The organism is Comamonas sp. lk (assembly GCF_900564145.1).
Lineage (GTDB): Bacteria > Pseudomonadota > Gammaproteobacteria > Burkholderiales > Burkholderiaceae_C > Comamonas.
On record NZ_UOOB01000001.1, the window covers coordinates 639,953 to 663,972 of the forward strand.

20 protein-coding genes are annotated in these 24,020 nt (G+C 63.6%); 12 read left to right on the top strand and 8 right to left on the bottom strand.

From position 1 onward, the window contains the following. Window positions 1–37 precede the first annotated feature (37 nt). The 7 genes from EAO39_RS02935 (at window position 38) to EAO39_RS02965 (ending at window position 7,227) form a co-directional block, all read left to right on the top strand. Entirely contained in the window at window positions 38–670 is a 633-nt protein-coding gene (locus EAO39_RS02935; RefSeq protein ID WP_120966056.1) for a TetR/AcrR family transcriptional regulator, read from the top strand. 143 nt (window positions 671–813) lie between these two features. After that, complete coding sequence (locus EAO39_RS02940) at window positions 814–1,962, top strand: ABC transporter substrate-binding protein (RefSeq protein WP_120966058.1); 1,149 nt, start codon at window positions 814–816, stop codon at window positions 1,960–1,962. A gap of 104 nt (window positions 1,963–2,066) precedes the next feature. Further along, entirely contained in the window at window positions 2,067–3,095 is a 1,029-nt protein-coding gene (locus EAO39_RS02945; protein WP_120970618.1) for a branched-chain amino acid ABC transporter permease, read from the top strand. Beyond that, on the top strand, window positions 3,092–4,993 hold the full coding sequence (locus EAO39_RS02950) for a branched-chain amino acid ABC transporter ATP-binding protein/permease (protein ID WP_120966060.1): 1,902 nt from the start codon (window positions 3,092–3,094) through the stop codon (window positions 4,991–4,993). The genes EAO39_RS02945 and EAO39_RS02950 overlap by 4 nt, the downstream gene beginning before the upstream one ends. Further along, entirely contained in the window at window positions 4,990–5,736 is a 747-nt protein-coding gene (locus tag EAO39_RS02955) for an ABC transporter ATP-binding protein (RefSeq protein WP_120966062.1), read from the top strand. Before EAO39_RS02950 ends, EAO39_RS02955 begins: the two co-directional genes overlap by 4 nt. Before the next feature lie 182 nt (window positions 5,737–5,918). After that, on the top strand, window positions 5,919–6,770 hold the full coding sequence (locus EAO39_RS02960) for a GNAT family N-acyltransferase (protein ID WP_120966064.1): 852 nt from the start codon (window positions 5,919–5,921) through the stop codon (window positions 6,768–6,770). A 274-nt stretch (window positions 6,771–7,044) separates the two neighbouring features. Continuing rightward, window positions 7,045–7,227 (top strand): CsbD family protein, encoded by a 183-nt coding sequence (locus EAO39_RS02965; RefSeq protein ID WP_120966066.1) that lies wholly within the window; start codon window positions 7,045–7,047, stop codon window positions 7,225–7,227. Between the two features lie 123 nt (window positions 7,228–7,350). Here the strand turns inward: EAO39_RS02965 and EAO39_RS02970 are convergent, their stop codons facing one another. From EAO39_RS02970 to EAO39_RS02980, 3 genes are all read right to left on the bottom strand, one after another. Then, window positions 7,351–7,860, bottom strand: a complete 510-nt coding sequence (locus EAO39_RS02970) for a hypothetical protein (RefSeq protein ID WP_120966069.1) — start codon at window positions 7,858–7,860, stop codon at window positions 7,351–7,353. A gap of 203 nt (window positions 7,861–8,063) precedes the next feature. Next, window positions 8,064–10,379, bottom strand: a complete 2,316-nt coding sequence (locus EAO39_RS02975) for a thioredoxin family protein (RefSeq protein WP_120966071.1) — start codon at window positions 10,377–10,379, stop codon at window positions 8,064–8,066. Window positions 10,380–10,528: 149 nt separating this feature from the next. After that, a complete protein-coding gene (locus EAO39_RS02980) occupies window positions 10,529–12,121 on the bottom strand; it encodes an MATE family efflux transporter (protein ID WP_120966073.1) in 1,593 nt (530 codons plus the stop codon). Between the two features lie 78 nt (window positions 12,122–12,199). Between EAO39_RS02980 and EAO39_RS02985 the strand changes: the two genes are divergently transcribed. Next, a complete protein-coding gene (locus tag EAO39_RS02985; protein WP_120966075.1) occupies window positions 12,200–13,066 on the top strand; it encodes a creatininase family protein in 867 nt (288 codons plus the stop codon). A gap of 137 nt (window positions 13,067–13,203) precedes the next feature. On the opposite strand, the gene EAO39_RS02990 is transcribed toward EAO39_RS02985, so the two are convergent. Together EAO39_RS02990 and EAO39_RS02995 are read right to left on the bottom strand one after the other, a co-directional pair. Continuing rightward, window positions 13,204–14,184, bottom strand: coding sequence for a tripartite tricarboxylate transporter substrate binding protein (locus tag EAO39_RS02990; protein ID WP_120966078.1), 981 nt, complete (start codon window positions 14,182–14,184; stop codon window positions 13,204–13,206). Between the two features lie 154 nt (window positions 14,185–14,338). Then, the gene (locus EAO39_RS02995) at window positions 14,339–15,013 is read right to left on the bottom strand and encodes a histidine phosphatase family protein (protein WP_120966080.1); all 675 of its coding nucleotides are present in this window, start codon (window positions 15,011–15,013) and stop codon (window positions 14,339–14,341) included. Window positions 15,014–15,302: 289 nt separating this feature from the next. On the opposite strand from EAO39_RS02995, the gene EAO39_RS03000 reads away from it, so the two are divergent. The 3 genes from EAO39_RS03000 (at window position 15,303) to EAO39_RS03010 (ending at window position 18,921) form a co-directional block, all read left to right on the top strand. Beyond that, window positions 15,303–16,337: an extracellular solute-binding protein gene (locus EAO39_RS03000; protein WP_120966081.1), complete on the top strand. Its 1,035-nt coding sequence runs from the start codon at window positions 15,303–15,305 to the stop codon at window positions 16,335–16,337. A 207-nt stretch (window positions 16,338–16,544) separates the two neighbouring features. After that, window positions 16,545–18,206, top strand: a complete 1,662-nt coding sequence (locus EAO39_RS03005; protein WP_120966083.1) for an iron ABC transporter permease — start codon at window positions 16,545–16,547, stop codon at window positions 18,204–18,206. A 58-nt stretch (window positions 18,207–18,264) separates the two neighbouring features. Further along, window positions 18,265–18,921, top strand: a complete 657-nt coding sequence (locus tag EAO39_RS03010; protein ID WP_120966085.1) for an ATP-binding cassette domain-containing protein — start codon at window positions 18,265–18,267, stop codon at window positions 18,919–18,921. Between the two features lie 16 nt (window positions 18,922–18,937). On the opposite strand, the gene EAO39_RS03015 is transcribed toward EAO39_RS03010, so the two are convergent. Then, on the bottom strand, window positions 18,938–19,864 hold the full coding sequence (locus tag EAO39_RS03015; RefSeq protein ID WP_120966087.1) for a PhzF family phenazine biosynthesis protein: 927 nt from the start codon (window positions 19,862–19,864) through the stop codon (window positions 18,938–18,940). A 220-nt stretch (window positions 19,865–20,084) separates the two neighbouring features. Next, window positions 20,085–21,263 (bottom strand): PLP-dependent aminotransferase family protein, encoded by a 1,179-nt coding sequence (locus EAO39_RS03020; RefSeq protein ID WP_120966089.1) that lies wholly within the window; start codon window positions 21,261–21,263, stop codon window positions 20,085–20,087. A 389-nt stretch (window positions 21,264–21,652) separates the two neighbouring features. Between EAO39_RS03020 and EAO39_RS03025 the strand changes: the two genes are divergently transcribed. Beyond that, window positions 21,653–23,116 (top strand): PLP-dependent aminotransferase family protein, encoded by a 1,464-nt coding sequence (locus EAO39_RS03025; RefSeq protein ID WP_120966091.1) that lies wholly within the window; start codon window positions 21,653–21,655, stop codon window positions 23,114–23,116. Between the two features lie 187 nt (window positions 23,117–23,303). Here the strand turns inward: EAO39_RS03025 and EAO39_RS03030 are convergent, their stop codons facing one another. Next, window positions 23,304–24,020, bottom strand: a complete 717-nt coding sequence (locus EAO39_RS03030; protein WP_120966093.1) for an RNA polymerase sigma factor FliA — start codon at window positions 24,018–24,020, stop codon at window positions 23,304–23,306.

Below are 24,020 nucleotides of genomic sequence, written 5' to 3' on the forward strand. Positions count from 1 at the left end.
GCAGAATCAATGAAAAACAACAAACACGGGGCAGTCCATGGCTAGAGGCCGCGCCCCCGGATACGACGATCAGCGCACCATGATTTTGCAGCGCGCAGCCGAGCTGTTTGCCCAGCGCGGCTACCCGGCCACCAGCATGAATGAGGTGGCCCAGGCCTGCGGCATGTCCAAGCCCAGCATCTACCACTACTTCCAGGATAAATATGCGCTGCTGCTGGAGATCTGCGACGGCCATGTTTCGCGTCTGCATGCCCTGGTGCAGGAGGTGCAGCAGCAGGATTTGCCCGCCGAGCTGCGCTTGCGCACGCTGATCGAGCGCTTTGTGCAGGAGTACGCCCATGCCAAGGAGGCGCACCGGGTGCTGACCGAGGATGTGCGGTTTCTTGAAAGCGAAGATCAGCAGCGGGTGCTGGACAAGGAGCGCGCTGTGGTGGCGGGCTTTAGCGAGACCGTGGCCCAGATACGGCCCGATGCCGATCAGGCCGGGATTTCCAAGGCCTTGACCATGCTGCTGTTTGGCATGATGAACTGGATGTTCACCTGGCTCAAACCCGGTGGAGCGCTGGACCATACCGGCATCGCCCCCGTCGTTGCGGACTTGTTCATGGGGGGAATCCATGCCGTACAAACCCCAGCCACGGAGGTCGAAAAAAAGCTGGTGCAAAAGTAGTTGTCAAGGTAAATTTCATCGCCTTGAGTGCGCCAGATGCAAACACTTTAAAAGCGGGAACGGCCAGTTGATAGGACGCGGTCTGATTCCCGATGGAGTGGCGAGAGTGATTTTTGTGTGAACAACTAATCGAGGAGACAGACATGAAGCGCTTTACCAAACTGGGCCTGCTGGCGGCGGCATTGGCAACCGTATGGGGCACGGCTCAGGCCGACATCACCGTGGGGGTGGTGGTTTCGGCGACCGGCCCTGCGGCATCGCTGGGCATTCCGGAGAAAAACAGCGTGGCTCTCATGCCCCAGACCATGGGCGGGCAGAAGGTCAACTACATCATTCTGGATGACGCCTCGGACACCACGGCGGCCGTGGCCAATACGCGCAAGCTGATCAGCGAAAGCAAGGCCGACATCATCATCGGCTCCAGCACCACGCCCAACTCCCTGGCCATGATCGACGTGGTGGCCGAAGGCAAGACGCCCATGGTGACGCTGGGCGCTTCGGCCCGCATCATCTCGCCCATGGACGACAAGAAGAAATGGGTCTTCAAGACGCCGCAAAACGACAGCATGATGGCCGGCGCCATTGCCGATCACATGGGCAAGAGCGGCATCAAGACCATTGGCTTCATAGGCTTCAACGATGCCTATGGTGAAGGCTGGCTGCAGGAATTCAAGAAAGCTGCCGAAGCCAAGGGCATGAAGCTGGTGGCCACCGAGGCGTTTTCGCGCAGCGACACCTCGGTCACCGGCCAGGCCTTGAAGATCATGGCCGCCAAGCCCGATGCGGTGCTGGTTGCGGGCTCGGGCACACCTGCAGCTCTGCCAGAGAAAACGCTCAAGGAGCGTGGTTACAAAGGCAAGTACTACCAGACCCATGGCGTGGCGAATGCCGACTTTCTGCGTGTAGGCGGCAAGGATGTGGAGAACACGCTGCTGCCCGCCGGCCCGGTGCTGGTAGCCCATCAGCTGCCCGATACCCATCCGGTGAAGAAGTCTGCCGTTGCCTATGTGGATGCTTACGAGGCCAAGTACGGCAAGGGCTCGGCAGCCACCTTTGGCGCCCATGCCTGGGATGCCGGCAAGGTGCTGGAAGCCGCCGTCCCTGCCGCGCTGAAGAAGGCGCAACCGGGAACCGTGGAGTTCCGTACCGCTTTGCGTGATGCGCTGGAGAGCACCAAGGATGTGGCCGGCGCCCATGGCGTTTTCAGCATGTCACCTACCGATCACCTGGGCATACAGCATGGCGTGGTCATGGTGAAGATCGAAAACGGCAGCTGGAAATACCAGCCCTGAGCTTGATTCCGCCTGAAACACCGGCACTGTCCTGAAGTCGCTGGCGCATGGCCGGCGCGTCGGGGCAGGGCCGGCTGCAGGCTGCTTTCGCGAAAGTGTCGAATATGGATTTGCAGATTGCCTTGCTGCTCGGGCAGGACGGTATAGTCAACGGCGCCATCTATGGGCTGCTGGCTGTGGCTCTGGTGCTTGTTTTCTCCGTAACCCGCGTCATCTTCATTCCCCAGGGAGAGTTCGTGTCATTTGGCGCGCTGACCCTGGCCATGATGCAGACCGGGCGTTTGCCGACCACCTTGTGGCTGCTGGTGGCGCTGGCTGCCATGGTGCTGGTGCTGGATATCCTGCGGGCCCGTGCAGGTCGCGAAGTGAGCTGGTCGGCCTCGATTTTCTGGACGGTGGTTGCGCCCTGTGTGGCCTTGGCCCTGGCCTGGGGACTGCGCCCTTCGTCGCTGATTTTGCAAGCCATCACCACGCTGGCCATCATCACGCCCATGGGGCCGCTGATGTATCGCCTGGTCTACCGCCCTCTGGCCAACGCCACGGTGCTGAGCCTGCTCATTGTTTCCGTAGCAATGCACGGCGTTCTGGTGGGGCTGGGCCTGGTTTTCTTTGGTGCTGAAGGTTCTCGCACTCCGGCGTTTTCCGAGGCGCAGTTTCAGCTCGGCGATATAGGTATCTCCGGCCAGTCGCTGGTGGTGGTCGGCACGGCCATCTGCCTGGTGCTGGCGCTGTTTGTGTTCTTTGGCCGCTCCATGGTGGGCAAGGCCTTGCGCGCCACAGCCATCAACCGCGTGGGCGCGCGTCTGATGGGCATTCCCGCCGGTCTGGCGGGTGATGTCAGTTTTGCGCTGGCCGCCTTGATTGGTGCGGTCTCCGGTCTGCTGATCGCCCCCATCACCACCGTGTATTACGACACCGGCTTTCTCATGGGCCTCAAAGGCTTTGTGGCCGCCATTGTGGCGGGCCTGGCCAGCTACCCGCTGGCCCTGGCCGGGGCTTTGCTGGTGGGGCTGCTGGAAGCTTTCTCTTCATTCTGGGCCAGCGCATACAAGGAAGTTCTGGTGTTCACTCTGATCATTCCCGTGCTGTGGTGGCGTTCACGCAGCAGTCACCATGTGGAGGAAGAAGAATGAGCGCGCCCCTCACCTCTCAAACAGCGCAGGCCAAACCGGCCGAGCCTGCGGCAGCGCCCGCGCGCCGTGGCTTCGTCAGCACCCGTGCGCTGACGCTGATGGCCGTCGCTCTGCTGGCCGTGTCCTGGGGCTTTTTGCCTGATTTCACGGTGGTGATACTGAGCTATATCGGCTTGTATTCCATCGTGGCAGCTGGTCTGGTCATGCTCACCGGCGTGGGCGGCATGACCTCGTTTGGTCAGGCCGCTTTTGTGGGCATAGGCGCTTATGCCACGGCCTGGGTGGGCACCTCGCCCGTGGCCACCCAGGCGCTGGGTGCTCTGGTCGGAACCAACGGTCTGCCCTGGGTGGGCTTGCTGCTGGGTTTGCTCATCACGTTTGTGGTGGCCTGGTTTCTGGGCGCGGTCACGGTCAAGCTGCAAGGGCATTACCTGCCGCTGTGCACGATTGCCTGGGGCCTGAGTCTGTACTACCTGTTCGGCAATATGGAATTTCTGGGCGGCCAGACGGGCATCACCAGCGTTCCGGCCATCAAGTTCGGCAGCCTGTCGCTGGAGTCGCCGCGCGCCATGGGCGTGGTGATCTGGATCGTGCTGCTGCTGGCCTTGTGGCTGCTGCACAACCTGCTCGATTCGCGTGAGGGCCGCGCCATCCGCTCGCTCAAGGGCGGGCAGATCATGGCGGAATCCATGGGCATCCACACCGCGCGCCACCGGGTCAAACTGTTTGTGCTGGCGGCTTTGCTGGCCACGCTGTCGGGCTGGCTTTATGCGCACATGCAGCGCTTTGTGAGTCCCGCGCCCTTCAACCTCAATATCGGCATTGAATACCTGTTCATGGCCGTGGTCGGTGGTGCCGGCCATCTCTGGGGCGCGGTGCTGGGTGCAACGGTCATCACCTTGCTCAAGGAAAAGCTGCAGGACATACTGCCCGCGCTGCTGGGCACCAACGGCAACTTTGAAGTCATTGTTTTCGGCCTGTTGATGGTGCTGGTGCTGCAGCGCTTTGCCGAAGGGCTGTGGCCTACGCTGCAGCGCATGGCCTCGCGCTGGGTCTACCAGCCGCAAGCGGCGCTGCCCGCTGCCGTCAAGCCGCTGGATCAGCATGCGTTGCCGCCTGCCGGTACGGTGCTGCTGGCTGCAGAGCATGTGACCAAGCGCTTTGGCGGTCTGGTGGCGAACAACGACGTGTCCATGACGCTCAAGGCCGGTGAAGTCCATGCCTTGATCGGCCCTAACGGTGCGGGCAAGAGCACCTTCTTCAACATGATCTCGGGCGTGGATTCGGCCACCGAAGGCCAGGTGCAGCTCATGGGCAAGACCATGGGCCATGCGCCATCGCGTGCTTTTGCGGCGCTGGGCCTGGGACGTACCTTCCAGCATGTGCGCCTGCAGGGGCAGCGCAGCGTGCTGGAGAACGTGGCCCTGGGCGCGCATCAGCGCGCACACAAAGGCTGGCTGGCCTCCATGCTGCGCATGGACAGGGCCGAAGAAGCCGCTCTGCTGGACGAAGCCCGCCAGCAGATAGAGCGCTGCGGCCTGGCGGCGTTTGCCCATCTGCCTGCGGCGTCTCTGGCTCTGGGTCAGCAGCGGATTGTGGAAATTGCCCGTGCCCTGGCCGGCCAGCCGGCCGCGCTGCTGCTCGATGAGCCGGCCGCCGGCTTGCGCCACCTGGAAAAGCAGGCGCTGGCCGATTTGCTGCGTCAGCTGCGGGCCCAGGGGCTAGGCATTCTGGTGGTGGAGCACGATATGGAGTTTGTGATGAATCTGGCCGACCGCATCACCGTGCTGGAGTTCGGTACCGTGATCGCTGCCGGATCGCCTGCCGAGATTCAGTCCAATCAGCGGGTGCTCGATGCCTATCTGGGTGGTGGCGATGATGAGGAGAGTGCCGCATGAGTGAAAAGAATCTGTTGCAGCTGCGCGGCCTCAGCGTCTCCTACGGCCCGGTGGAGGCGATCCATCAGGTGGATCTGGACGTGCGCGCCGGGGAAATCGTCACCGTCATCGGCCCCAATGGAGCGGGAAAGACCACGCTGCTGTCTGCGGCCATGGGTTTGCTGCCCTCCAAGGGGGAAGTCTGCTTTGACGAGGCGCGCATTGCACGCCCATCGGTGGAGGCCATGGTGGCGCGCGGTGTCAGTCTGGTGCCGGAAAAGCGCGAGCTGTTTGGCGAAATGTCGGTGGAAGACAATCTGCTGCTGGGCGGCTTTTCGCTTTGGCGCAAAGGCCAGCGCGATCAGAGCCAGCGCATGGAAGAGGTGTTTGCCATCTTCCCGCGCCTCAAGGAAAGGCGGGTGCAAATGGCTTCCACGCTCTCGGGCGGCGAGCGGCAGATGCTGGCCATAGGCCGGGCGCTGATGGCCAAGCCGCGTCTGCTCATGCTTGATGAGCCTTCTCTGGGCCTGGCACCCTTGATCGTGCGTGAGGTGTTGCAAGTGGTGGCCAGCCTGCGCAACCATGGTGTCTCCGTGCTGCTGGTGGAGCAAAACGCCAGAGCGGCACTCAAGGTGGCCGATCGCGCCTATGTGCTGGAGATGGGGGCGGTGGCGCTCACGGGCTCTGCACGGGACTTGCTCAACGATAGACGCATCATCGATACCTATCTGGGTATGGGCAACAAGGCGCAGGCTGTCGCCTGAGTCCGGGCTTGCAGGCCGCCTCGAAAGCAGCTGTTCGCAGCTGCTTTTTTCATGTCTGTCATGCAATCGTCATGCAATTGTCGCAAGCGCTTCATCTGTGTTTTCCACAATAGCGACACGCAGGCATACCGTGTGGCACAGGCAGGCCGCCAACTGCGTCCAACACAGAGAGGAAAGCAGATATGAGGCATCCTGACGTATTTGAAGCGCTGAACCCTCAGGTCATCAGAGCGCCCCAGTCGCCACTTGCTCCGCTTTCCTCTCAAACCGCGCCGCCAGCAGCGCCCTTGCGACTGAATGTGCGCTGGGCCAGACACCAGGATGAAGTGCGCCAGGTCCAGCGTCTGCGCTACCAGGTGTTTGCCGAAGAAATGGGCGCGCTGCTGCAGACACCGCTGGCCGGTCACGACATCGATGTCTTTGATGATTTCTGCGAACACCTGATGGTCTGCGACGAAGTGCAGGGCAAGGTGATAGGCACTTATCGTTTACTCACTCCCACCCAGGCGATTCGAGCCGGCGGCTTGTACAGCGATCAGGAGTTTGAGCTTGCAGCCATCGATGCCCTGCGCCCGAATATGGTGGAGCTGGGTCGCAGCTGTGTTCATGCCGAGCATCGCCAGGGCGGCGTCATTCTGGCCCTGTGGGGTGCTCTGGCCGAATTCATGCAGGGCAATCAGCTGGAAACCATGGTGGGCTGCGCCAGCATTCCCATGCAGTACCCGGGTCTGGCCCACGGCGAAGGGCCGGCACGCATCTGGCAGCAGCTGCGCCAGACGCATCTGGCCGAAGCGCAGTTTCAGGTGCAGCCGCGCGTGGCCTTGCCGGAGCAGCTGGCCCATGCCAGCGATGTCTCTGCCAGCGCCCTCAAGGTAGAACCTCCGGCGCTGATTCAGGGCTATTTGCGCACGGGCGCCAAGGTGCTGGGGGCTCCGGCCTGGGATAGCGATTTCAACACCGCCGATCTGCCCATCATGATGCGCATGCAGGATCTGCCATCGCGCTACCGGCGCCTGTTTGGCCGCCGTAGTTAAGGCGCATTTCCTGCTGCTTTCCCGCCGCATACCGCTGGTGCTTGCATTTTGATTCATGCAAAAAATGCTGCTCCTGCCTTTGAATTCAATGACTTTAAGCTATTGATTTTGATGATTTTCAAGCTCTGTTCTCCTACCCGACCAGGTCGCAGCTGATGACCGGCCTGGGCCTTGGGCTCCGACGAGAGGCTGGCCCAAAGCAGGGCACAGTGAGGTGACTGGCCGGCTCAGATGCGGATCTGACGGCTTGTTTATCGAAGCAAAGGAGTGGCTTATGAAGAAGGAACAGATCACCGGTCGTGTGGATCAGGCCAAGGGAGCGATCAAAGAGGCTGCAGGCAAGCTGACCGGCAACACCAAGCTGGAAGTGGAAGGCAAGCTGGAAAAAGCCACGGGTAAGGCCGAAGCCAAGGTGGCCGACCTGGCCAACGCCGCAGAAAAATCGTTCAAGAAATAAGCGCTGTCCCAGCCACGGGCGAATGTAGTCAGTGAACAAAAAAGAGCGGGTGCAAAACACCCGCTCTTTGCATTGAGCGTTTGGACTAGCCCATGCGCATGCGCGCAAGATGGGCTTGTTGTGTCAGGTGTGGGCCTTGGGCTCTTCCAGGTTTTCGGCCAGCAGACCCAGGGCCGAGAAGCCCATGGCCAGCATGGTGAACACATAGGCGGCTGTGGCCAAGCCCAGACTCAGGCTATAGCCCCAGCGCAGCAGCGTGCAGGCCCATTCGGCTTTGCTGTACATGGCCATGCATTGGCTGGATGCCGGCATGTGCACATACCAGGTGACAGCAATCAGCATCAGTGCGGCAATGGTCAGCGCGCAGCTCAGTCTGAAGGCCGGTGCCTTGTGCATGCCCAGCAGAAGCACAGCCGGAACGGCCGCTCCCCAGACAAACATCATCAGCCAGCTGGCAATAGGCACTTGCGCCAGCGCATGTTGTAGCCAAAGCATTTTGGGCAGCTCGTTGATGGCCGCCAGCGCATCCCAGACAAAGGGCAGAACCAGACCGGCCACCGCCAGACTGGCCAGAACCAGTGCCATCAGCAGACTGCGGTTGCGTGGCGAGGGATGTAGATGAAGCGCATGCATGATTCACCTCCTGGCTGGGATGGAGGTGTACAGCTGCGCTCTTTGCACAGGATGCGGCAGCTGCACAACTCTGCTCCGTGGAAAGGCCCCTGGAGCCGTTTCAGTCTAGGACTTTTGCCGTGGCTGCGCCATAGGGTGGGGCGCGGCCTGCATGAAAAAAGGGAGCGATGAATCGCTCCCTGGGGCTGGGTGGTTGCGGCGGACTACAGGCTTTTCAGCGCATCCAGCACCTCGCTCTTGCTCAGCAGCTCGGTCATCACCAGGGGCGTTTTTCCAGGGGCGTACAGCACATAGACCGGCACGCCGCTGCGGCCCAGAGCTTGCAAAGCCTGGGTGATGGCCGGGTCCTGCCGCGTCCAGTCGGCGCGCAGCAATTGCACCTTGCGGGCATCGAAAGCGGCCAGCACTTCAGCATTGTTCAGCGTGGTGCGCTTGTTGACCTGGCAGGTTACGCACCATGCGGCGGTGAAATCCACAAACACCGGCTGGCCGGCGGCTTGCAAGGCTTGCAGCTTGTCGGCAGACCAGGGCTGCCAGCGTTCGCCCGCCTGAGCCTGCTCGCTGGCTGCCGGTGCTTGCGTGGTGATCAGCGGCACGGCCTGGTAGGCAATGACAGCGCTCAACAGCAGGGCGGCGATGCCCAGTGCGACGCGGCTTTGGCCGCTGAGGTTGAGAGCCCAGATCAGCGCGGCCAGCGCCAGCAGCAGGGCCAGCAAGGCTGCGGCCGCGTCCATGCCGCTTTGATGCCCCAGCACCCAGACCAGCCAGATCACCGTGGCAAACATGGGAAAGGCCATGGCCCGGCGGAAGGTCTCCATCCAAGCGCCGGGGCGGGGCAGCCAGCCCACGACGGCGGGCACAAAACTGGCCAGCACATAGGGCAGGGCCATGCCCACACCCAGGGCGGCAAACACCATCAAGGCCTGGGTGGGCGGCATATCAATCGCAAAGCCCAGCGAGGCGCCCATGAAGGGGGCGGTGCAGGGCGATGCAATGGCCACGGCCAGCACGCCGGACAAAAAGGAATCCACCACGGGGTTGCGCGCCTGGGCGCTGGCCCAGCTGCTGGGCAGCATGCGACCAAACTCGAACAGGCCCGCCAGATTCAGGCCCAGCAGGGTAAACAGGCTTGCCAGCAGCGCCACGACCACCGGTGACTGCAGCTGAAAGCCCCAGCCCAGTTGCTGGCCGGCAGCGCGCAGGCCCAGTAGCAGGGCGCCCAGCGCCATAAAGGACAGAACCACGCCCAGGGCATAGGCCATGCCGCCCAGGCGCTGTGCGCGGCGATTTTGGCCGTGGCCTGCAAAGCCAAGTACCTTGATGGCCAGTACCGGGAACACGCAAGGCATGAGGTTGAGGATCAGCCCGCCAATCAGGCCGCCGAGCAGGGCGGCCCACAGCCCGGACGAGCTGCTGGTCGAACTACCGGCTGTGGTGGCCGGTTGGGCCGCGCTCTTGTTGGCTTCCAGAGCGGCGGCCAGCGCCGGAGAGACGGTTGCCAGCGTGGCTGGCGTCCATTGGCCTGCGACGGCCAGCTCGCTGCGCCAGGCCACAGGCTGGCCTTGATTTTGAGCTGCGGCGCGCTTTTCGGGCGCCAGGGCCAGCACCACCGCCAGCTGCTGGGGCGTGTCGCCACGCATATCGGACAGAGGCAGATTCTCGGCCACCCAGACATCGCCGTCCCAGCGCTGCGTCCAGTCCTTACCGGACTCGGCCGCATGTTTGAAGGTGTCGCTGCTTTCGGGGTAGAACTCCAGTGTCTGGCCTTGCAGGTTGGCAGGCAGGCCGGGAACGCGCAGCTTGATGCGGTCATCACGCAGCGCATTGCCGGAATCCGGGCTTTTCGCGTCGGGCTGGACCTGGGCCTGGCCGGCCGGCTTCAGCAGCCGGGGCTGGGCCAGCTGGGCTTTGACAAACGCATCGCCGTGGGTGGCGGTACTGCCTTGCACGGCGATGGGCAGCTGAAAACTGCCGCTCTCCGGAATGCACTCCACGCGGCATACCAGCCAGCTGGCATTGAGTTGCACCTCCACCATGCCCGAGGCCGGGGCCTTGAAGTCATCGGCAACCTTGACCGGCACGGGCAGCAGCACCATGTCTTCATAGCCGTAGTTGACCAGAGGGCCTACACGCAGCGCATGGGGTGTGGGCCAGTCAATGGCGCCGGCCGTAAGGCCTGCGGGCAGCTGCCACTGCAGCTCCGTAGGCAGGCCGGAATCGCCAGCGTTCTTCCAGTAGGTGTGCCAGTCGGGCTGGTGCTCTATCTTCAGTCCCAGCCAGAAGGTCTGGCCGGCGGTAATTCCATCCGGCACCTGGGCCACCAGCTCGGCGCGCACGCGCGGCGTCTGCACCACGGGCGATGCGGCGCCGGCGACAGCGGCGGAGAGATGGCTGTTTTTAAGAACAATTTCAGCTCTGGCGCTTGTGGATAAAGCGCTGGCAGCTATCAAAAAAAAGACTGACAGCCACAGGAGCAGCGCAGAGTCCGCTAGGCGGCGATGAGGGAAGAGGGAGTGCATGGCGTTATATAGGAGCGCAGGCCTGCATTTTGGTTCCTTAGTCGTCGCGCCGTGCCCGCAGGTGATTAGGCCGGGCCGGGCCTGCGGCGGTGGCCAAAGCGGCGATCGTCGTGGCTATTGGCTATTGGCTATTGGCTATTGGCTATTGGCTATTGGCTCCTGTCGCTTGCCGTTGCCTCTGCAGCGGCTGCCTGGGTGGCCACGGGGCAGGGGGGCAGGCCGGCCACTTCGGCGGGCATTGCAATGCGCTCGCAAGGCCCCGATTGCGCCAGCAAGGCATTGCTGTCCACCGGGGTGGCGGCCTCGGCATCTTCCTGCTCCGGGGTTTGCTCCTCGGCTTTGGCGACAGCAGCCGGCAGCATGCGTGCCTTGCGCCAGTTGCCCCAGCGGTAATAGGCCAGGATCATCAGCACCGAAGCCAGCGAGCTGATGGGAAAGCTCCACCAGATGGCATCCGCGCCCAGTGCACCTTGCAGGCCCTTGGCCACCGGCACGCGTATGCCCCACATGGCGATGGCCAGAATGATCAGCGGCGGCATGACCGCCCCTGTGGAACGCACCACGCCCGAGAGCACAAAGGTGACGCCAAAGAACAGGAACGAGCCTATGGCGATATGGTTGAGATGGCGGGCCACCTCCAGCGAAGGGCTGCCCAGGGGCAGAAACCAGCCCAGCACAAAGCGGTCCAGCAGCACGATGAGGGCGATCAGGCCGCCGGTCAGCAGCACATTGACCAGCATGCCGGCGCGGGCTGTTGCGTCCACCCGCTTCCACAGGCCTGCGCCCACGTTCTGGGCGGCCATGGTGGAACAGGCCGCGCCAATGGCCATGGCCGGCATTTGCACATAGGTCCACAGCTGCAGGGCGGCGCTATAGGCCGAGGCGGTGGTGACGCCATAGGCGTTGACCATGGAAATCATGGCGATCATGGCCATGGAAATCATCACCAGCTGCACACCCATGGGCAGGCCCTTGGTGATGAGGGTGCGGATGATGGCCAGATCCGGCTTGAACAGGCCTAGCTGGCGCCGCCCAATCCACAGCGGGTGGCGGCGGGTGCGCAGCCAGATCAGCAGGGCCGCAAAACTCAGGCCGTTGGCAATCAGCGTGGCCACGGCAGAGCCCTTGATGCCCAGGGCCGGCACCGGCCCCCAGCCGAAGATGAACAGCGGGTTGAGTGCCATGTCCAGCGCCACCACGATCAGCAAGAACCAGAACGGGGTTTTGGTGTCCCCCGCCCCACGCAGCACGGCGGTGACGAAGGTGAACATGAACAGCAGAGGAATGGCCATGAAAATGATCTGCAGATAGGCCTCGGCCAGATGCAGAGCCTCCTCGGGCGTGCCCATCCACTGCATGAGCTTGCGCGATAGCGGCACGCCCAGCAGGGCGATCAGCAGCGAGACAAAGCCGAAAAACGTGGCACTGCTGCCCAGCACGCGCTTGGCCTGGCCGAGCTTCTTGGCCCCCATGGCCTGGGCCACCAGAATATTGCTGGCCATGCTGATGCCGAATACCGCGCCAATCAGCGCAAACATCACATTGTTGGCATTGGCCGTGGCGGTCAGGGCGGCTTCTCCCAGATGGCCGCCCACCCAGACGGCATTGACCGATCCATTGAGCGACTGCAGCACATTGCCCGCCAGAATCGGCAGGGAGAACACCATCAGCGTGCTGGCGATGGGGCCCTGGGTCAGGTCTCGGGTGGGTGATTTGGTGGAAGGTTTGGCGGGTGCTGGCATGGGCTGATTCTGGGGCCAGGCGGTACGGACGGCAACGCCTGTGCCGACACCTGAGCCGGGGGCCGCTACGATGGCGGCATGAATGCATCTGCCGCTTCTTCTAGTACGCCCCAGTCCTTTTGGCCTTCACGCTTCTTGGCCGAGGTCTCGGCCCATGACTTTGCCCAGGCCCAGACCAGCGGCCTGGCTGCCAGCACCGTGGCCGTGCTGCCCGTGGGCGCGGTGGAGCAGCATGGGCCGCATCTGCCGCTCAATGTGGATGCCAGGCTGATCGAAGGCGTGATGGCCGAGGCCCTGCCGCTGCTGCCCGCCGATCTGCCGGTGCTGTTTCTGCCGCCGCAAAACATAGGCCTGTCGGTGGAGCACACAAGCTATGCCGGCACGCTGACGCTCTCGCCCGCCACGCTGATTGCGTTGTGGACCGAGCTGGGCGCCTGCGTGGCGCGCTCCGGCATCAAAAAGCTGCTGCTGCTCAACGGCCATGGCGGCCAGGTCAGCGTGATGGATATCGTGGCCCGCGAGCTGCGGATGCAGCATGGGCTGCTGGTCTATAGCGCCAGCTGGTTCGGTCTGGTGGACGATGCGGCCAATCAGCAGTTTTGCGCCCATGAACACCGCTTCGGCATCCATGGCGGCGAGGTGGAAACATCGATGATGCTGCATCTGGCACCCGAGACCGTGCATATGGAGCGGGCGCAGAACTTTGCTTCCACGTCGGAAGTGCGTGCCGGAAAATATCACTTCATCGGCAATGGGCGCAGCGCCAAGCTGGGCTGGGCGATCGAGGACTACAACCCCGCCGGAGCCGTAGGCAACTCCGCTGCCGCAACGGCAGAGCGCGGCGCGGCCATGGTCGCTTCATCGGCCGAGGGCCTGGTCAGGCTGCTGGGCGAAATTCATGACTTGCCCTTGAGTACCGTAGAGAATCAACCCAAACCGCTCTAAAACTGGCGCAATCTAACTCAGAGACGCTGAGCAAGAGCCTAGGCGGCCCCGCCGCCTCGCGGCGAAGGCGTTGTCCTCCTCCCGCATTGCGAAGCAAAGCGAGAGAGGGGGAAGGCGCGTAGCGCCTCAGGGGGCGCTTACTGCTTCGGAATTTTGGCCGCCGTGATCACATCGCCCCAGCGCTTGATTTCCGACTGCAGCAGCTTTGCGGTCTGCTCGGGCGTGCTGGCCTGGGCTTGCACGTTCAGATCGCGCAGCTTCTTGGTGACCTCGGGGTGGTTGACGGCGGCGTTGATTTCCTTGTTCAGGCGGGCAATCACCTCGGCCGGAGTCTTGCTGGGGGCTGCCAGAGCATTCCAGGAGGAGGCCACAAAGCCTTTCACGCCGGACTCCTGGGCCGTGGGCACCTTGGGCAGCAGGGGCGAGCGCTTATCGCCCGTCACGGCCAGCAGGTTCACGGCCTTGGCATTGATCTGGCCCATGATGGGCGTGAGAATTTCCACGGCCGCATCGATCTGCTTGCCGCGCAGAGCCGTCACCACGGCCGGCGTGCCGTTGAAGGGCACGATCTGCACGTCGATACCGGCCGTGGTCTTGAACAGCTCGGCCGCCAGATGCTGGGTACTGCCCACATTGATGCTGCCCAGATTGAGCTTGCCGGGATGGGTCTTGGCGTAGCTGACCAGCTCGCCCAGGTTCTTGAACGGCGATTGGGCGTCGGTGATCACACCAATATCAAAGTAGCCCAAGGTGGAAATCGGGGTCAGGTCCTTGACCATGTCGAAGGGCAGATTGCTGAACAGATTGACCGTTACGGCGCTGCCGTTGGACATGAGAAACAGCGTGTGGCCGTCCGGGGCGGATTTGGCCACGGTATCGGCCGCCACAATGCCGCCGGCGCTGGGCTTGTTGTCTATCACCACGGGCTGGCCCAGCTGGGTGGACAGCTGCTGCGCCACCACGCGGGCCGTCACATCGGCCACGCCACCGGCGCCAAAAGGCACGACGATGCGTATGGGGCGGTTGGACAGTCCCTGGGCGTGGGCGGCAAAACCTGCCAGCAAAGCGGCCCCCGCAGCGGTACTGATCAGGGTCTGGGTAAAAGTGCGTCTTTGCATGCTGGTCTCGGCAGTCTCAAAATTTGATACGCCACAGTGTCGCTGGAGTCGCTCTTCTCCCATAGTGCGTCGCTGTTCTGTCAGCTATGCCCGCCGGTAATAGCTGAGTCAAAGCGCACTTAGACCTGCATGCGCGGCATCTAAGGCTGGCGGCTCAGGCGCTGGTGATCCAGCTACGGTGTTCGTCGGTGTCTAGGTGGTTGAGCGTGTTGAAGGTCTGCAGCATCAGGCGCTTGGGGCTGATGCTGAACTCCGTCACCGCGCTATTGCGCAGCCGCATATTGAGTGCAATCGTCACCTCGGGCGAGGTGCCCAGCACCTGGCCCACGGCCGTGGAGATGGGGCCGCCGCTGCTGACCAGCAGCACATTGCGCCCGGCATGCTGGTGGCGGATTTGCTCCAGAACGGCGTGTACGCCGTCGGCGAACCCATTCCAGTCCGGCATGCCTTGCGGGCTGATGGTGCCGCCCATCCACTGGGCCAGCGCATCGCAGAGCAGGCGAAAGTGCTGGCGGTACAGCTCGGGCGTATCGGCCTTGGGCAAAGGGGCGGGGTGAATGGCGCGCAACAGGGCTTCGCTGTCGTATTCGTTGAGCCCCGGGGCTGCCTGCACGGGCAGATCCAGCCCGCCCAGGCCCTGAACAATGCCTTGCAGCGTTTGCTGGTGGCGTTTGAGCGTTCCGGTGTAGACCGCATCGAATTTCTGTCCTCGTTCGCGCCAGTATTGGCCCAGGCGCACGGATTGGGCGTGCCCGCGCTCACTGAGCTGATCGTAGTCATCCGCACCAAACGAGGCCTGGCCGTGGCGCACAAGATAGAGGGTTCCCATGGGGCGGATTGTGTTGTGCCGCCGCCGGGCCGCGCTGTCATGCGGGCGACCAGCTGGCGCTTGGGCGACAGCGGGCTTAGGGGTATTGCCGCACGGCTTTTCCGGATTGCGCGCAGCCGCCTGACGGCGGCAGGTTAAGATGATTGAGAGCTATTCGCAAAAAACATAACAACACGCTCCATCTTGAGAGCCTGCGCACGCCCTTCCTCGCGGAAGGCGTCGTGTGCAGGTTCCGGGGCGGGCGTGTTTTTTTTTGCCCACCGACGATTCATTTTTCTGGGAGACCTGAATGTTCCGACGCCCCTTGACCGCACTGGCCGCCGTTGCCAGCCTGTGCGCCCCAGCCCTGTATGCCCATGCTGCGCAGGAAGAGCTCACGCTCTACACCACGCGTGAACCGGCTTTGATTCAGCCGCTGCTGGCCGCTTTCACGGCCCAGACCCAGATCGGCGTGAAAACCGTGTTTGTGAAGGACGGTCTGCTGGAACGCGTCAAGGCCGAGGGCGAGCGCTCTCCCGCCGACCTGCTGATGACGGTGGACATCGGCAATCTGCTGGATCTGGTCGATGGCGGCGTGACCCAGCCGGTCAAGTCTGCGGCACTGGAATCGGCCATTCCCGCCCAGCTGCGCGATGCCGGCGGCCAGTGGTTCTCGCTGTCCATGCGTGCCCGTGTGCTGTATGCGGAAAAAGACCTGAAGATCGGTGCTTTTCGCTATGAAGACCTGGCCAGCCCCAAGTTCAAGGGCAAGGTCTGCTCGCGCGCCGGTCAGCACCCTTACAACACGGCCTTGATCGCGGCCATGATTGCCCATGACGGGGAAGCCAAGACCGAGCAATGGCTCAAGGGCGTCAAGGCCAATCTGGCACGCAAGGCCACCGGCGGCGACCGCGATGTGGCACGCGATATTCTGGGCGGCATCTGCGATGTGGGCCTGGCCAACACCTATTACGTGGGCCATATGAAGGCCGCCAAGGAAGGCACGGACGCCCGCAAGTGGGGCGATGCCATCAAGGTTGTCAAGCCCACGTTTACCGACCCCAAGAGCGGCACCCACGTCAATATCAGCGGCGCCTCCGTGGCCAAGCATGCGCCCCACCGCGCCAGCGCCGTGAAGCTGCTGGAGTTTCTGGTCTCCGAGCCTGCACAAAACCTCTATGCCCAGGCCAATTACGAACACCCTGTGCGCAAGGGCGTGGCACTGGACCCCGTGGTGGCCCAGAGCATTGGCGAGATCAAGATCGACCCGCTGCCGCTGACCGAGATTGCCAAACACCGCAAGCAGGCCAGTGCGCTGGTGGATAAAGTCGGGTTCGACAAGTAAATACACCCCCTGAGCGGCTGTGCCGCTTCCCCCTCTCTCTACGCGCTTTGCGCTAGGGGAGGGGGACGATGCCATCGCTGCGGGGCGGCCCTTGCTTGGCATCCCTGATTGGGGGCATGCTTGATCAAGCGTTGTGTCCCTTGCGCTGCCCCTTCGATGGGGCATACCTGTTTCTGGGTCGTTGGTCTTGGCGTGATTTAGTTGTTGATGTTTTCTTTTCTTCGTTCAGGGCTGCGGCCCGTGGGGCCGGTGTGGCAGGGTGCAAGCTGGTTGATTGCGCTGGGGGTGCTTGCGCCCATTGCATCGCTGGCCTGGCTGGCGCTGGGGGCGGATTTCGCCCACTGGCAGCATCTGCTGCGCTATGTGCTGCCCGATGCGGCGTTGAACACGGGTTTGTTGCTGGCGGGCGTGGGTCTGGTGGTGCTGGTGGTGGGTACGGGTTGTGCTTGGCTGGTGACGGCCTGCGATTTTCCCGGGCGGCGTTTTCTGCTGTGGGCACTGCTGCTGCCGCTGGCCATGCCGGCCTATATCGTGGCCTTTGCCTATCTGGATTTGCTGCACCCCATAGGCCCGGTGCAGGGCGCGCTGCGCTGGCTGCTGGGCTATGACAGTCCGCGCCAGTGGCGCCTGCCCGATCTGCGCTCCATGGGCGGCGCGATCTTTGTGCTGGGCTTCACGCTCTATCCCTATGTGTATATGACGGCGCGGGCCATGTTCATGACCCAGCCGGCCCATCTGATGGAAGCGGCGCGCACCCTGGGAGAGACGCGCTTTGGCGCCTTCTGGCGCGTGGCCCTGCCCATGGCGCGGCCCGCGCTGGCCGTGGGCCTGAGCCTGGCGCTGCTGGAGGCGCTCAACGACATCGGGGCCTCCGAATTTCTGGGCGTGCACACGCTGACCGTATCGGTCTACACCACCTGGATCACGCGCTCGGATCTGGCGGGGGCGGCCCAGATTGCCTGCTCCATGCTGGTGATGGTGGTGGCCTTGGTCTGGCTGGAGCGCAGAGGCCGCAGCCGCCAGCGCTTTGGCTCGGCCCAGCGCATGCGCGCGATTGCTCCGCGCCGCCTGCGGGGCGGCTGGGCCTGGCTGGCCACGCTGGCGACCGGTCTGCCGGTGTTGATCGGCTTTGCCGCGCCGGCGGCCTATCTGGGATGGGAAAGCTTCAAGCGCCTGTCGCAAGGCACAGGCATTTCGGCCGGGCTCTGGGCCAGTCTGTACAACACATTGGGGCTGGCATTGGGCGTGACGGCGCTGGCCGTGGCTGCCGGCTTGGTCGTTGCCTGGGCTACCCGCAGCGGCATCAGCACCCGCGCGCCCAGGCGCTGGCCGGCGCAACTGGCGGCTCTCGGCTATGCCGTGCCGGGCACGGTGCTGGCCATTGGTCTGCTGACGCCCGCGCTGGCGCTGGATGCCGGTTTTGCCCAGCTGTTCGGCATGGCCGGCCTGCCGCTGATGGGGTTGGGCACGGTGCTGGTCGCCGCTTGCGTGATCCGCTTTCTGGTCATGCCTGTGGGGGGGATTGAGGCCGGACTGTCCCGCATTCCGCCCACGCTGGAGCAGGCCTCGCGCCTGCTGGGCGAAAGCAGCCTGGGCACGCTGCGCCGTGTACATCTGCCGCTGCTGCGCCCTGCGATTGCCACCAGCGCCATGCTGGTGTTTGTCGATGCGATGAAGGAGCTGCCCGCCACCCTCTTGCTGCGCCCGGCAGACTTTGACACCCTGGCCACCTGGCTGTATGCCGAGGCCGCGCGCGGTACCTATGAAGAAGGTGCGATTGCGGCCCTGGGCATTGTGCTGGCCGGTCTGGTGCCGGTGATCCTGCTGGCCCGCAGCCAGCTTTCTAGCCTGCGCCAGGAATTGGATTAAAAATGCCTGAAGCCCATGATTTGCATGCGCTTTAAGCTATTGATTTTGAAGTATTTGAATGACTGCCTCTCTTCGCATCGCGCAACTGCATCTGGCCTATGAAACGCCAAAAGGGCTGCACACCGTGGTGCAGGGCTTTGATCTGCAGGTGCCCGCCGGTCATATCGCCAGCCTGCTGGGGCCCTCGGGCTGCGGCAAGACCTCGGTGCTGCGCGCCATTGCCGGGTTCGAACCGGTGCGCGCCGGCAGCGTGCATCTGGGCGAGGTGTTGCTCTCAGGCCCCCAGGTGCATCTGTCGCCCGAGCAGCGCCATGTGGGCATGATGTTTCAGGAGTACGGCCTGTTTCCGCATCTGACGGCCGCGCAGAACGTGGGCTTTGGCCTGCGCCGCATGGGGGCGGCCGAGCGCGGGCAGCGTGTACAGCAGATGCTGGACATGGTGGGCCTGGCCGCTACAGGCAGAAAGTTCCCGCATGAGTTGTCGGGCGGTCAGCAGCAGCGCATTGCGCTGGCCAGAGCGCTGGCACCGTCGCCGGCCCTGTTGCTGCTCGACGAGCCGTTTTCCAATCTGGATGCCACCACGCGCGAGCGCCTGACCCGCGAGGTACGCGAAATCCTGCGTGCAGCAGGGCAGACGGCGGTGCTGGTCACCCACAACGCGCAGGAGGCCGAAACCATGGCCGATCAGATCTGCGCCATGACGCCCCACGCTTGAGCCGGTTTGCGTTGGATTACAGCAAGACCTGACCGCTGACCAGGGTCAGGGTGTGGCCGCCCACCCAGAGCTGGCTGTTGGCGCCGGTCTGCACATGGACTTGGCCGTCGCGGCCCACGCAAACGCCCTGGGCGGCGATGTAAGGCGTCTGCAGCAAGCCCTCGCCTGTCAGCCATTGGGCCAACGCGGCGTTCAGGCTGCCGGTGACCGGGTCTTCGCTGGCGGTCTCGCCGATCAGGGCCCTGACTTCCAGGCGTGGTTGCAGTGTGGATGCAGGTGCTTTCTCTGCCTCGGCCTGCTGCTTGGCAAAGGCTCGGGCCTCGCGGCTGGAGCGGCCAATCAGCGGCGCTTGCTCCTCGGGTTCGCACAGCGCGGCCAGACCGGCCTTGGCGCCCAGCTGTTGCAGTGCCGCAAAGTCGGGCTCCACGCCCAGCACCGTGTCCGGATGATCCAGCAGCAAGCCCAGCCAGGGCGAGCCGTTGTACAGATGGCGGGCCGCCAGCAACTGCTCGCGCTCCAGCCCCAGGGCCTTCAGCACCGGGCCGAGTTCGGCTTCGCTCACCTCGTGCGAGTCCAGGCTTGGCGCCTCAAAAAACAGAGCGCCTTGCATATTGGCGGTAATGGCTACCAGCCCTTTTTTGCATTGCTGCAGCACCTGATCGGCATTGCGCGGCACGCCGCCCAGAGCCAGCCAGGCATGGCAGCTGCCCAGCGTGGGGTGGCCGGCAAAGGCCAGCTCGCCCGCAGGCGTGAAGATGCGCAACTGGTAGTCGGCCCCGGCGGCCAGACCTTCGGCTGTGGGCTGCAGCACAAACGTGGTTTCGGACAGATTGGTCCAGCAGGCAAAAGCCTGCATTTGCGCATCGCTCAGACCATCGGCCCCCAGCACCACGGCGACGGGATTGCCACGCAAGGCGGTTTGCGTGAACACATCCACGGTCATATAGGGGCGAGAGAGAGGGGCTGAGGCAGGCATGGGCAGGGATTGTCGGCAAAAAGCAAAACCGGCGCAGCAGGATGCAATTGCCTGCGCGCCGGTTTTGGATAGCTCACTTGCCTGCCATCGCATGTCAGAGATGCCAAGCAAGGGCCGCCCCGCAGCGAGGGCATCGTCCCCCTCCGCGAAGCAGAGAGGGGGAAGCCGCGTAGCGGCTCAGGGGGTGTTATGCATAAGCTTTAATGGCTTCGGCCAGAGCCGCAATGCCCTTGTCGATCTGCTCGGCGGTCACCGTCACATAGGACAGGCGCAGCGTGTTGTTCTGTGGCTCGCCCGCATAGAAAGGCGCGCCGGGCACAAAGGCCATGCCGCGCTCCACGGCGCCGCCCAGCAGCTGCTGGGCGTCCATGCCTTCAGGCAGTTGCAGCCACAGGAACATGCCGCCCACGGGACGAGTCCAGCTCACGCCCAGGCCGGCCATTTCACGCTCCAGAGCGTTCAACATGGCATCGCGCTGCACCTTGTACATGGCGCGGATGGTGGGTACATGGCGGTCCAGGAAGCCGTCCTTGATCACCTCGGCCACCACGCGCTGGTTGAAGCTGGGGGTGTGCAGATCGGCGGCCTGCTTGGCCTGTGTCAGCTTGCCGTAGACCGAGGCCGGAGCCACGATGAAGCCAATGCGCAGACCGGGGGCCAGCACCTTGGAGAAGGAACCCATGTAGATCACGCCCTCGGGGTTGCGCGCAGCCAGCGGCAGGGCCGGTTCCTGCTCGTACCAGAGGTCGCCGTAGGGGTTGTCTTCCACCAGGGGGATGTTTAATTCCTTGGCCTTTTCCACCAGTGCCTGGCGGCGCGCTTCGCTCATGGTGCGGCCGGTGGGGTTCTGGAAGTTGGGCAGCACATAGGCAACACGGGCCTTGTCGGCGCCGTTACCCACCTGACGGGCAAAGTCTTCGATCAGCATGCCTTCGTCATCGCTGTCCACGCCCACGGCCACAGGCTCCATGGGGGTGAAGGCCTGCAGCGCGCCCAGGTAGGTGGGCTTTTCCACCAGCAGACGGCTGCCCTTGTCCAGAAACACCTTGCCGATCAGATCCAGCGCCTGCTGGCTGCCGGTGGTGATCAGAATTTGCTCGGGGTTCACTTCCCAGGGCAGAAAGTCGGCAATCGCCTGGCGCAAAGGCGCAAAGCCTTCGGTGGTGGAGTATTGCAGGGCTGCGGCGCCATCGCGCTCCATGACGGACTGGCAGGCTGCGGTGAACGCGTCCAGCGGGAAGGCCTTGGGGGAGGGCAGACCGCCTGCCATGCTGATGATGCCGGGGCGATCCGTCAGCTTCAGGATCTCGCGGATCGCGGAGGAATTCATTTTGGCAGCACGTTCTGCCAGCGTCCATGTCGTCATAACAGTACTCGATCTTTTGATTGCCAGCCCTGCGGGGGCCGGCTGGTGTGCGGTCTCATGCCCGGGTAAGGCATGTGTTGGCGGGAGCCACAGGCTCTTTTGCCACAGGGACTGCAGCGGTGGCTGCGGCCTCTGTGCGCCAGCAATATAAGGCTTATTTTGTCGCGCCCGGTTTGCCTGTGTGGGCGGGTGGGCCATTGCGACTTTTTTGTGCACATCGGCCGGTGCAGCCGGTGCGCGTGGCCGAAGCCCTGTGTACAGGACGGCCAAGAAGGGTTGATGGCTTCAATATACGCTTGAGACCATTACAGTTCCTATACAGACAGTCTCACAATGATGCCAGCTGTATTGGTGTTTGAATCGGCACAGTTTCGGTTTCTGCTTTTCCTATGTCCACCTCCCTGTCCCGCCAAGGCTCGCTGACCCTGACCCAGCAGCTGGCCGAGCGTCTGGCCGAGCGCATACGCATGCGGCTCCTGCCTGCCGGCACCCGTCTGCCTTCGGTGCGCGAATGCGCGCGCCAGCAGAATGTGAGCGCCTATACCGTGGTCGCCGCCTATGACTTGCTCCAGGCCCAGGGCCTGGTGGAAGCGCGGCCGCAGCGCGGTTTTTTTGTGCGGGATTTTGTGCAGAATCTGCCCCTGCTGCAGGACGGTCAAGCGCAGATAGCTATGAAATCCGCAGCGACGCAAATGCCTGCGGGCCTGACGCCCGGTGCACGCATCAATGCCTCCATGCTGATACGCGGCATGTTTGTGGAAAGCGTGGCCGGCAAGCCCCAGCCCGGCGCGGGCGTGCTGCCCGCCGAATGGCTGGATGTGGGCTTTCTGGCCGCTGCCGTGCGCAAGGTCAGCAGCGGCCAGGGGCTGCGTGAATCCATGGTGCGCTATGGCGAACCCATGGGCGACAGCAGCTTGCGCGAGGCGCTGGCCCGGCGCATGCAGCGGCTGGGCATTGCGGCATCACCGGCGCAAATCATCACCACCATGGGGGCGACCCAGGCTCTGGACATTGTCAGCCGTGCTCTGCTGCAGCCCGGCGATCCGGTGATGGTGGAAGAGCCGGGCTGGGCCGTGGAATACGCGCGTCTGGCCGCCATGGGCATGCGCGTGCTGCCCGTGCCGCGCGGGCCGGAAGGGCCGGATCTGGCCGTGATGCAGCGCTATTGCGAGACCATGGCCCCCAAGCTCTATGTCAGCGTCAGCGTGCTGCACAACCCCACGGGCTACAGCCTCAGTGCGGCCAGCGCCCATGAGGTGCTGCAGATGGCGCAGCGCCACGGCTTTTATGTGGTGGAGGACGACACTTACTGCCACATCGCCCCCGACCACGCGCCGCGCGTGACGGCGCTAGACCGTTTGCAGCGCAGCATCTATATCAGCGGTTTTGCCAAGGTGCTGGTGCCCAACTGGCGCATAGGTTATCTGGCGGCTCCGCCCGAGCTGGTGGAGCGGCTGCTGGATACCAAGCTGCTGTCCACGCTCTCCACCCCCACGCTGATGGAGCAGGCCATGGCCTTGTGCATGGAGCAAGGCCAGCTGCGCCGCCATGCCGAGCGCCTGCGCCAGCATCTGGGCCAGGCCCGCAGCCGCAGCGTGGCCCTGGCCCAGCAAGCCGGTTGCCGCTTTGTGGCCGAGCCCGCAGGCATGTTCGGCTGGGTGGACACCGGCGTGGACACCGAAACCCTGGCCCAGCGCCTGCTGGACGAAGGCTATCTCATCGCCCCCGGCGCCATGTTCCACGCCAGCCGGGGCGCCAATACCTGCATGCGCATCAACTTTGCCACTACCCAGGATGCCGCCTTCTGGCGCGTGTTTGAAACAGCGGTAAAGCAAATGCAGGACGCTGCTTGAGCTATCAAAACTGATAGCTACTTGCGCAATAGATAAAAGGGCTGAGATCGAAGAATGAGAGCTTTGCCAAAACTGGCACGAGCCAAGCCAGAGACGCCGTGCAAGGGCCGCCCCGCCGCACCGGCGTCGTCCCCTTCCCGCGCAGCGAGAGAGGGGGAAGCGGCAAAGCCGCTCAGGGGGTGAACCCTCAGTGAGCCCGCATCTTGGTCCGCAAGCGCGCAATCGCCTGGCTGTGCAGCTGGCAGACGCGGGACTCGGTCACGCCCAGCACGGCAGCGATTTCCTTGAGGTTCATGTCGTGCTCGTAATACATGCCCATTACATGTTGCTCGCGCTCGGGCAGGGCCTTGATGGCATCGACCAGGGCCAGGCGCAGGCGCTGGTCGCGCAGCAGCGAAAACGGATCGGCACCGGCATCGGCCACATGGCGGTCGAGGTAATCGTCGCCCGCATCATCGCCGCCGCCTATGTCTTCCAGATACACCAGCTGCGTGCCGCGCACCTTGCCCAGCAGGGACTGGTAATCGTCCAGGTCCATGCCCAGCTCGCCGGCAATTTCGGACTCCAGCGGCGAGCGGCCCAGGCGCTGCTCCAGCCGGTTCATGGCCTGCTCTATATCCTTCTGGCTTTTGCGCGAGCTGCGGCTCATCCAGTCGCCTTCGCGCAGCTCGTCCAGCATGGAGCCGCGGATGCGCTGACTGGCAAAAGTCTCGAATTGCACGCCTTGCTCGCTCTCGAAGCGCGACAGCGCTTCAGCCAGCCCGATCATGCCGACCTGGATCAAATCATCCAGCTCCACATTGGGCGGCAGTTTGGCGATCATGTGCAGGGCAATCCGACGCACGAGCGGCGCATGCTGACGAATCAGCGCGTCGCGGTCGAGTTGGCCTTTGGCGGTGTACAT

Bases quoted from the DNA above. Each gene is read 5' to 3' on its own strand.
- EAO39_RS03025 (WP_120966091.1), top strand. From the start codon at position 21,653: ATGTCCACCTCCCTGTCCCGCCAAGGCTCGCTGACCCTGACCCAGCAG.
- EAO39_RS02990 (WP_120966078.1), bottom strand. From the start codon at position 14,184: ATGCAAAGACGCACTTTTACCCAGACCCTGATCAGTACCGCTGCGGGG.
- EAO39_RS02965 (WP_120966066.1), top strand. From the start codon at position 7,045: ATGAAGAAGGAACAGATCACCGGTCGTGTGGATCAGGCCAAGGGAGCG.
- EAO39_RS03010 (WP_120966085.1), top strand. From the start codon at position 18,265: ATGACTGCCTCTCTTCGCATCGCGCAACTGCATCTGGCCTATGAAACG.
- EAO39_RS03000 (WP_120966081.1), top strand. From the start codon at position 15,303: ATGTTCCGACGCCCCTTGACCGCACTGGCCGCCGTTGCCAGCCTGTGC.
- EAO39_RS02940 (WP_120966058.1), top strand. From the start codon at position 814: ATGAAGCGCTTTACCAAACTGGGCCTGCTGGCGGCGGCATTGGCAACC.
- EAO39_RS02935 (WP_120966056.1), top strand. From the start codon at position 38: ATGGCTAGAGGCCGCGCCCCCGGATACGACGATCAGCGCACCATGATT.
- EAO39_RS02975 (WP_120966071.1), bottom strand. From the start codon at position 10,379: ATGCACTCCCTCTTCCCTCATCGCCGCCTAGCGGACTCTGCGCTGCTC.
- EAO39_RS02955 (WP_120966062.1), top strand. From the start codon at position 4,990: ATGAGTGAAAAGAATCTGTTGCAGCTGCGCGGCCTCAGCGTCTCCTAC.
- EAO39_RS03030 (WP_120966093.1), bottom strand. From the start codon at position 24,020: ATGTACACCGCCAAAGGCCAACTCGACCGCGACGCGCTGATTCGTCAG.
- EAO39_RS02970 (WP_120966069.1), bottom strand. From the start codon at position 7,860: ATGCATGCGCTTCATCTACATCCCTCGCCACGCAACCGCAGTCTGCTG.
- EAO39_RS02945 (WP_120970618.1), top strand. From the start codon at position 2,067: ATGGATTTGCAGATTGCCTTGCTGCTCGGGCAGGACGGTATAGTCAAC.
- EAO39_RS03020 (WP_120966089.1), bottom strand. From the start codon at position 21,263: ATGACGACATGGACGCTGGCAGAACGTGCTGCCAAAATGAATTCCTCC.
- EAO39_RS02985 (WP_120966075.1), top strand. From the start codon at position 12,200: ATGAATGCATCTGCCGCTTCTTCTAGTACGCCCCAGTCCTTTTGGCCT.
- EAO39_RS02980 (WP_120966073.1), bottom strand. From the start codon at position 12,121: ATGCCAGCACCCGCCAAACCTTCCACCAAATCACCCACCCGAGACCTG.
- EAO39_RS03015 (WP_120966087.1), bottom strand. From the start codon at position 19,864: ATGACCGTGGATGTGTTCACGCAAACCGCCTTGCGTGGCAATCCCGTC.
- EAO39_RS02950 (WP_120966060.1), top strand. From the start codon at position 3,092: ATGAGCGCGCCCCTCACCTCTCAAACAGCGCAGGCCAAACCGGCCGAG.
- EAO39_RS03005 (WP_120966083.1), top strand. From the start codon at position 16,545: ATGTTTTCTTTTCTTCGTTCAGGGCTGCGGCCCGTGGGGCCGGTGTGG.
- EAO39_RS02960 (WP_120966064.1), top strand. From the start codon at position 5,919: ATGAGGCATCCTGACGTATTTGAAGCGCTGAACCCTCAGGTCATCAGA.
- EAO39_RS02995 (WP_120966080.1), bottom strand. From the start codon at position 15,013: ATGGGAACCCTCTATCTTGTGCGCCACGGCCAGGCCTCGTTTGGTGCG.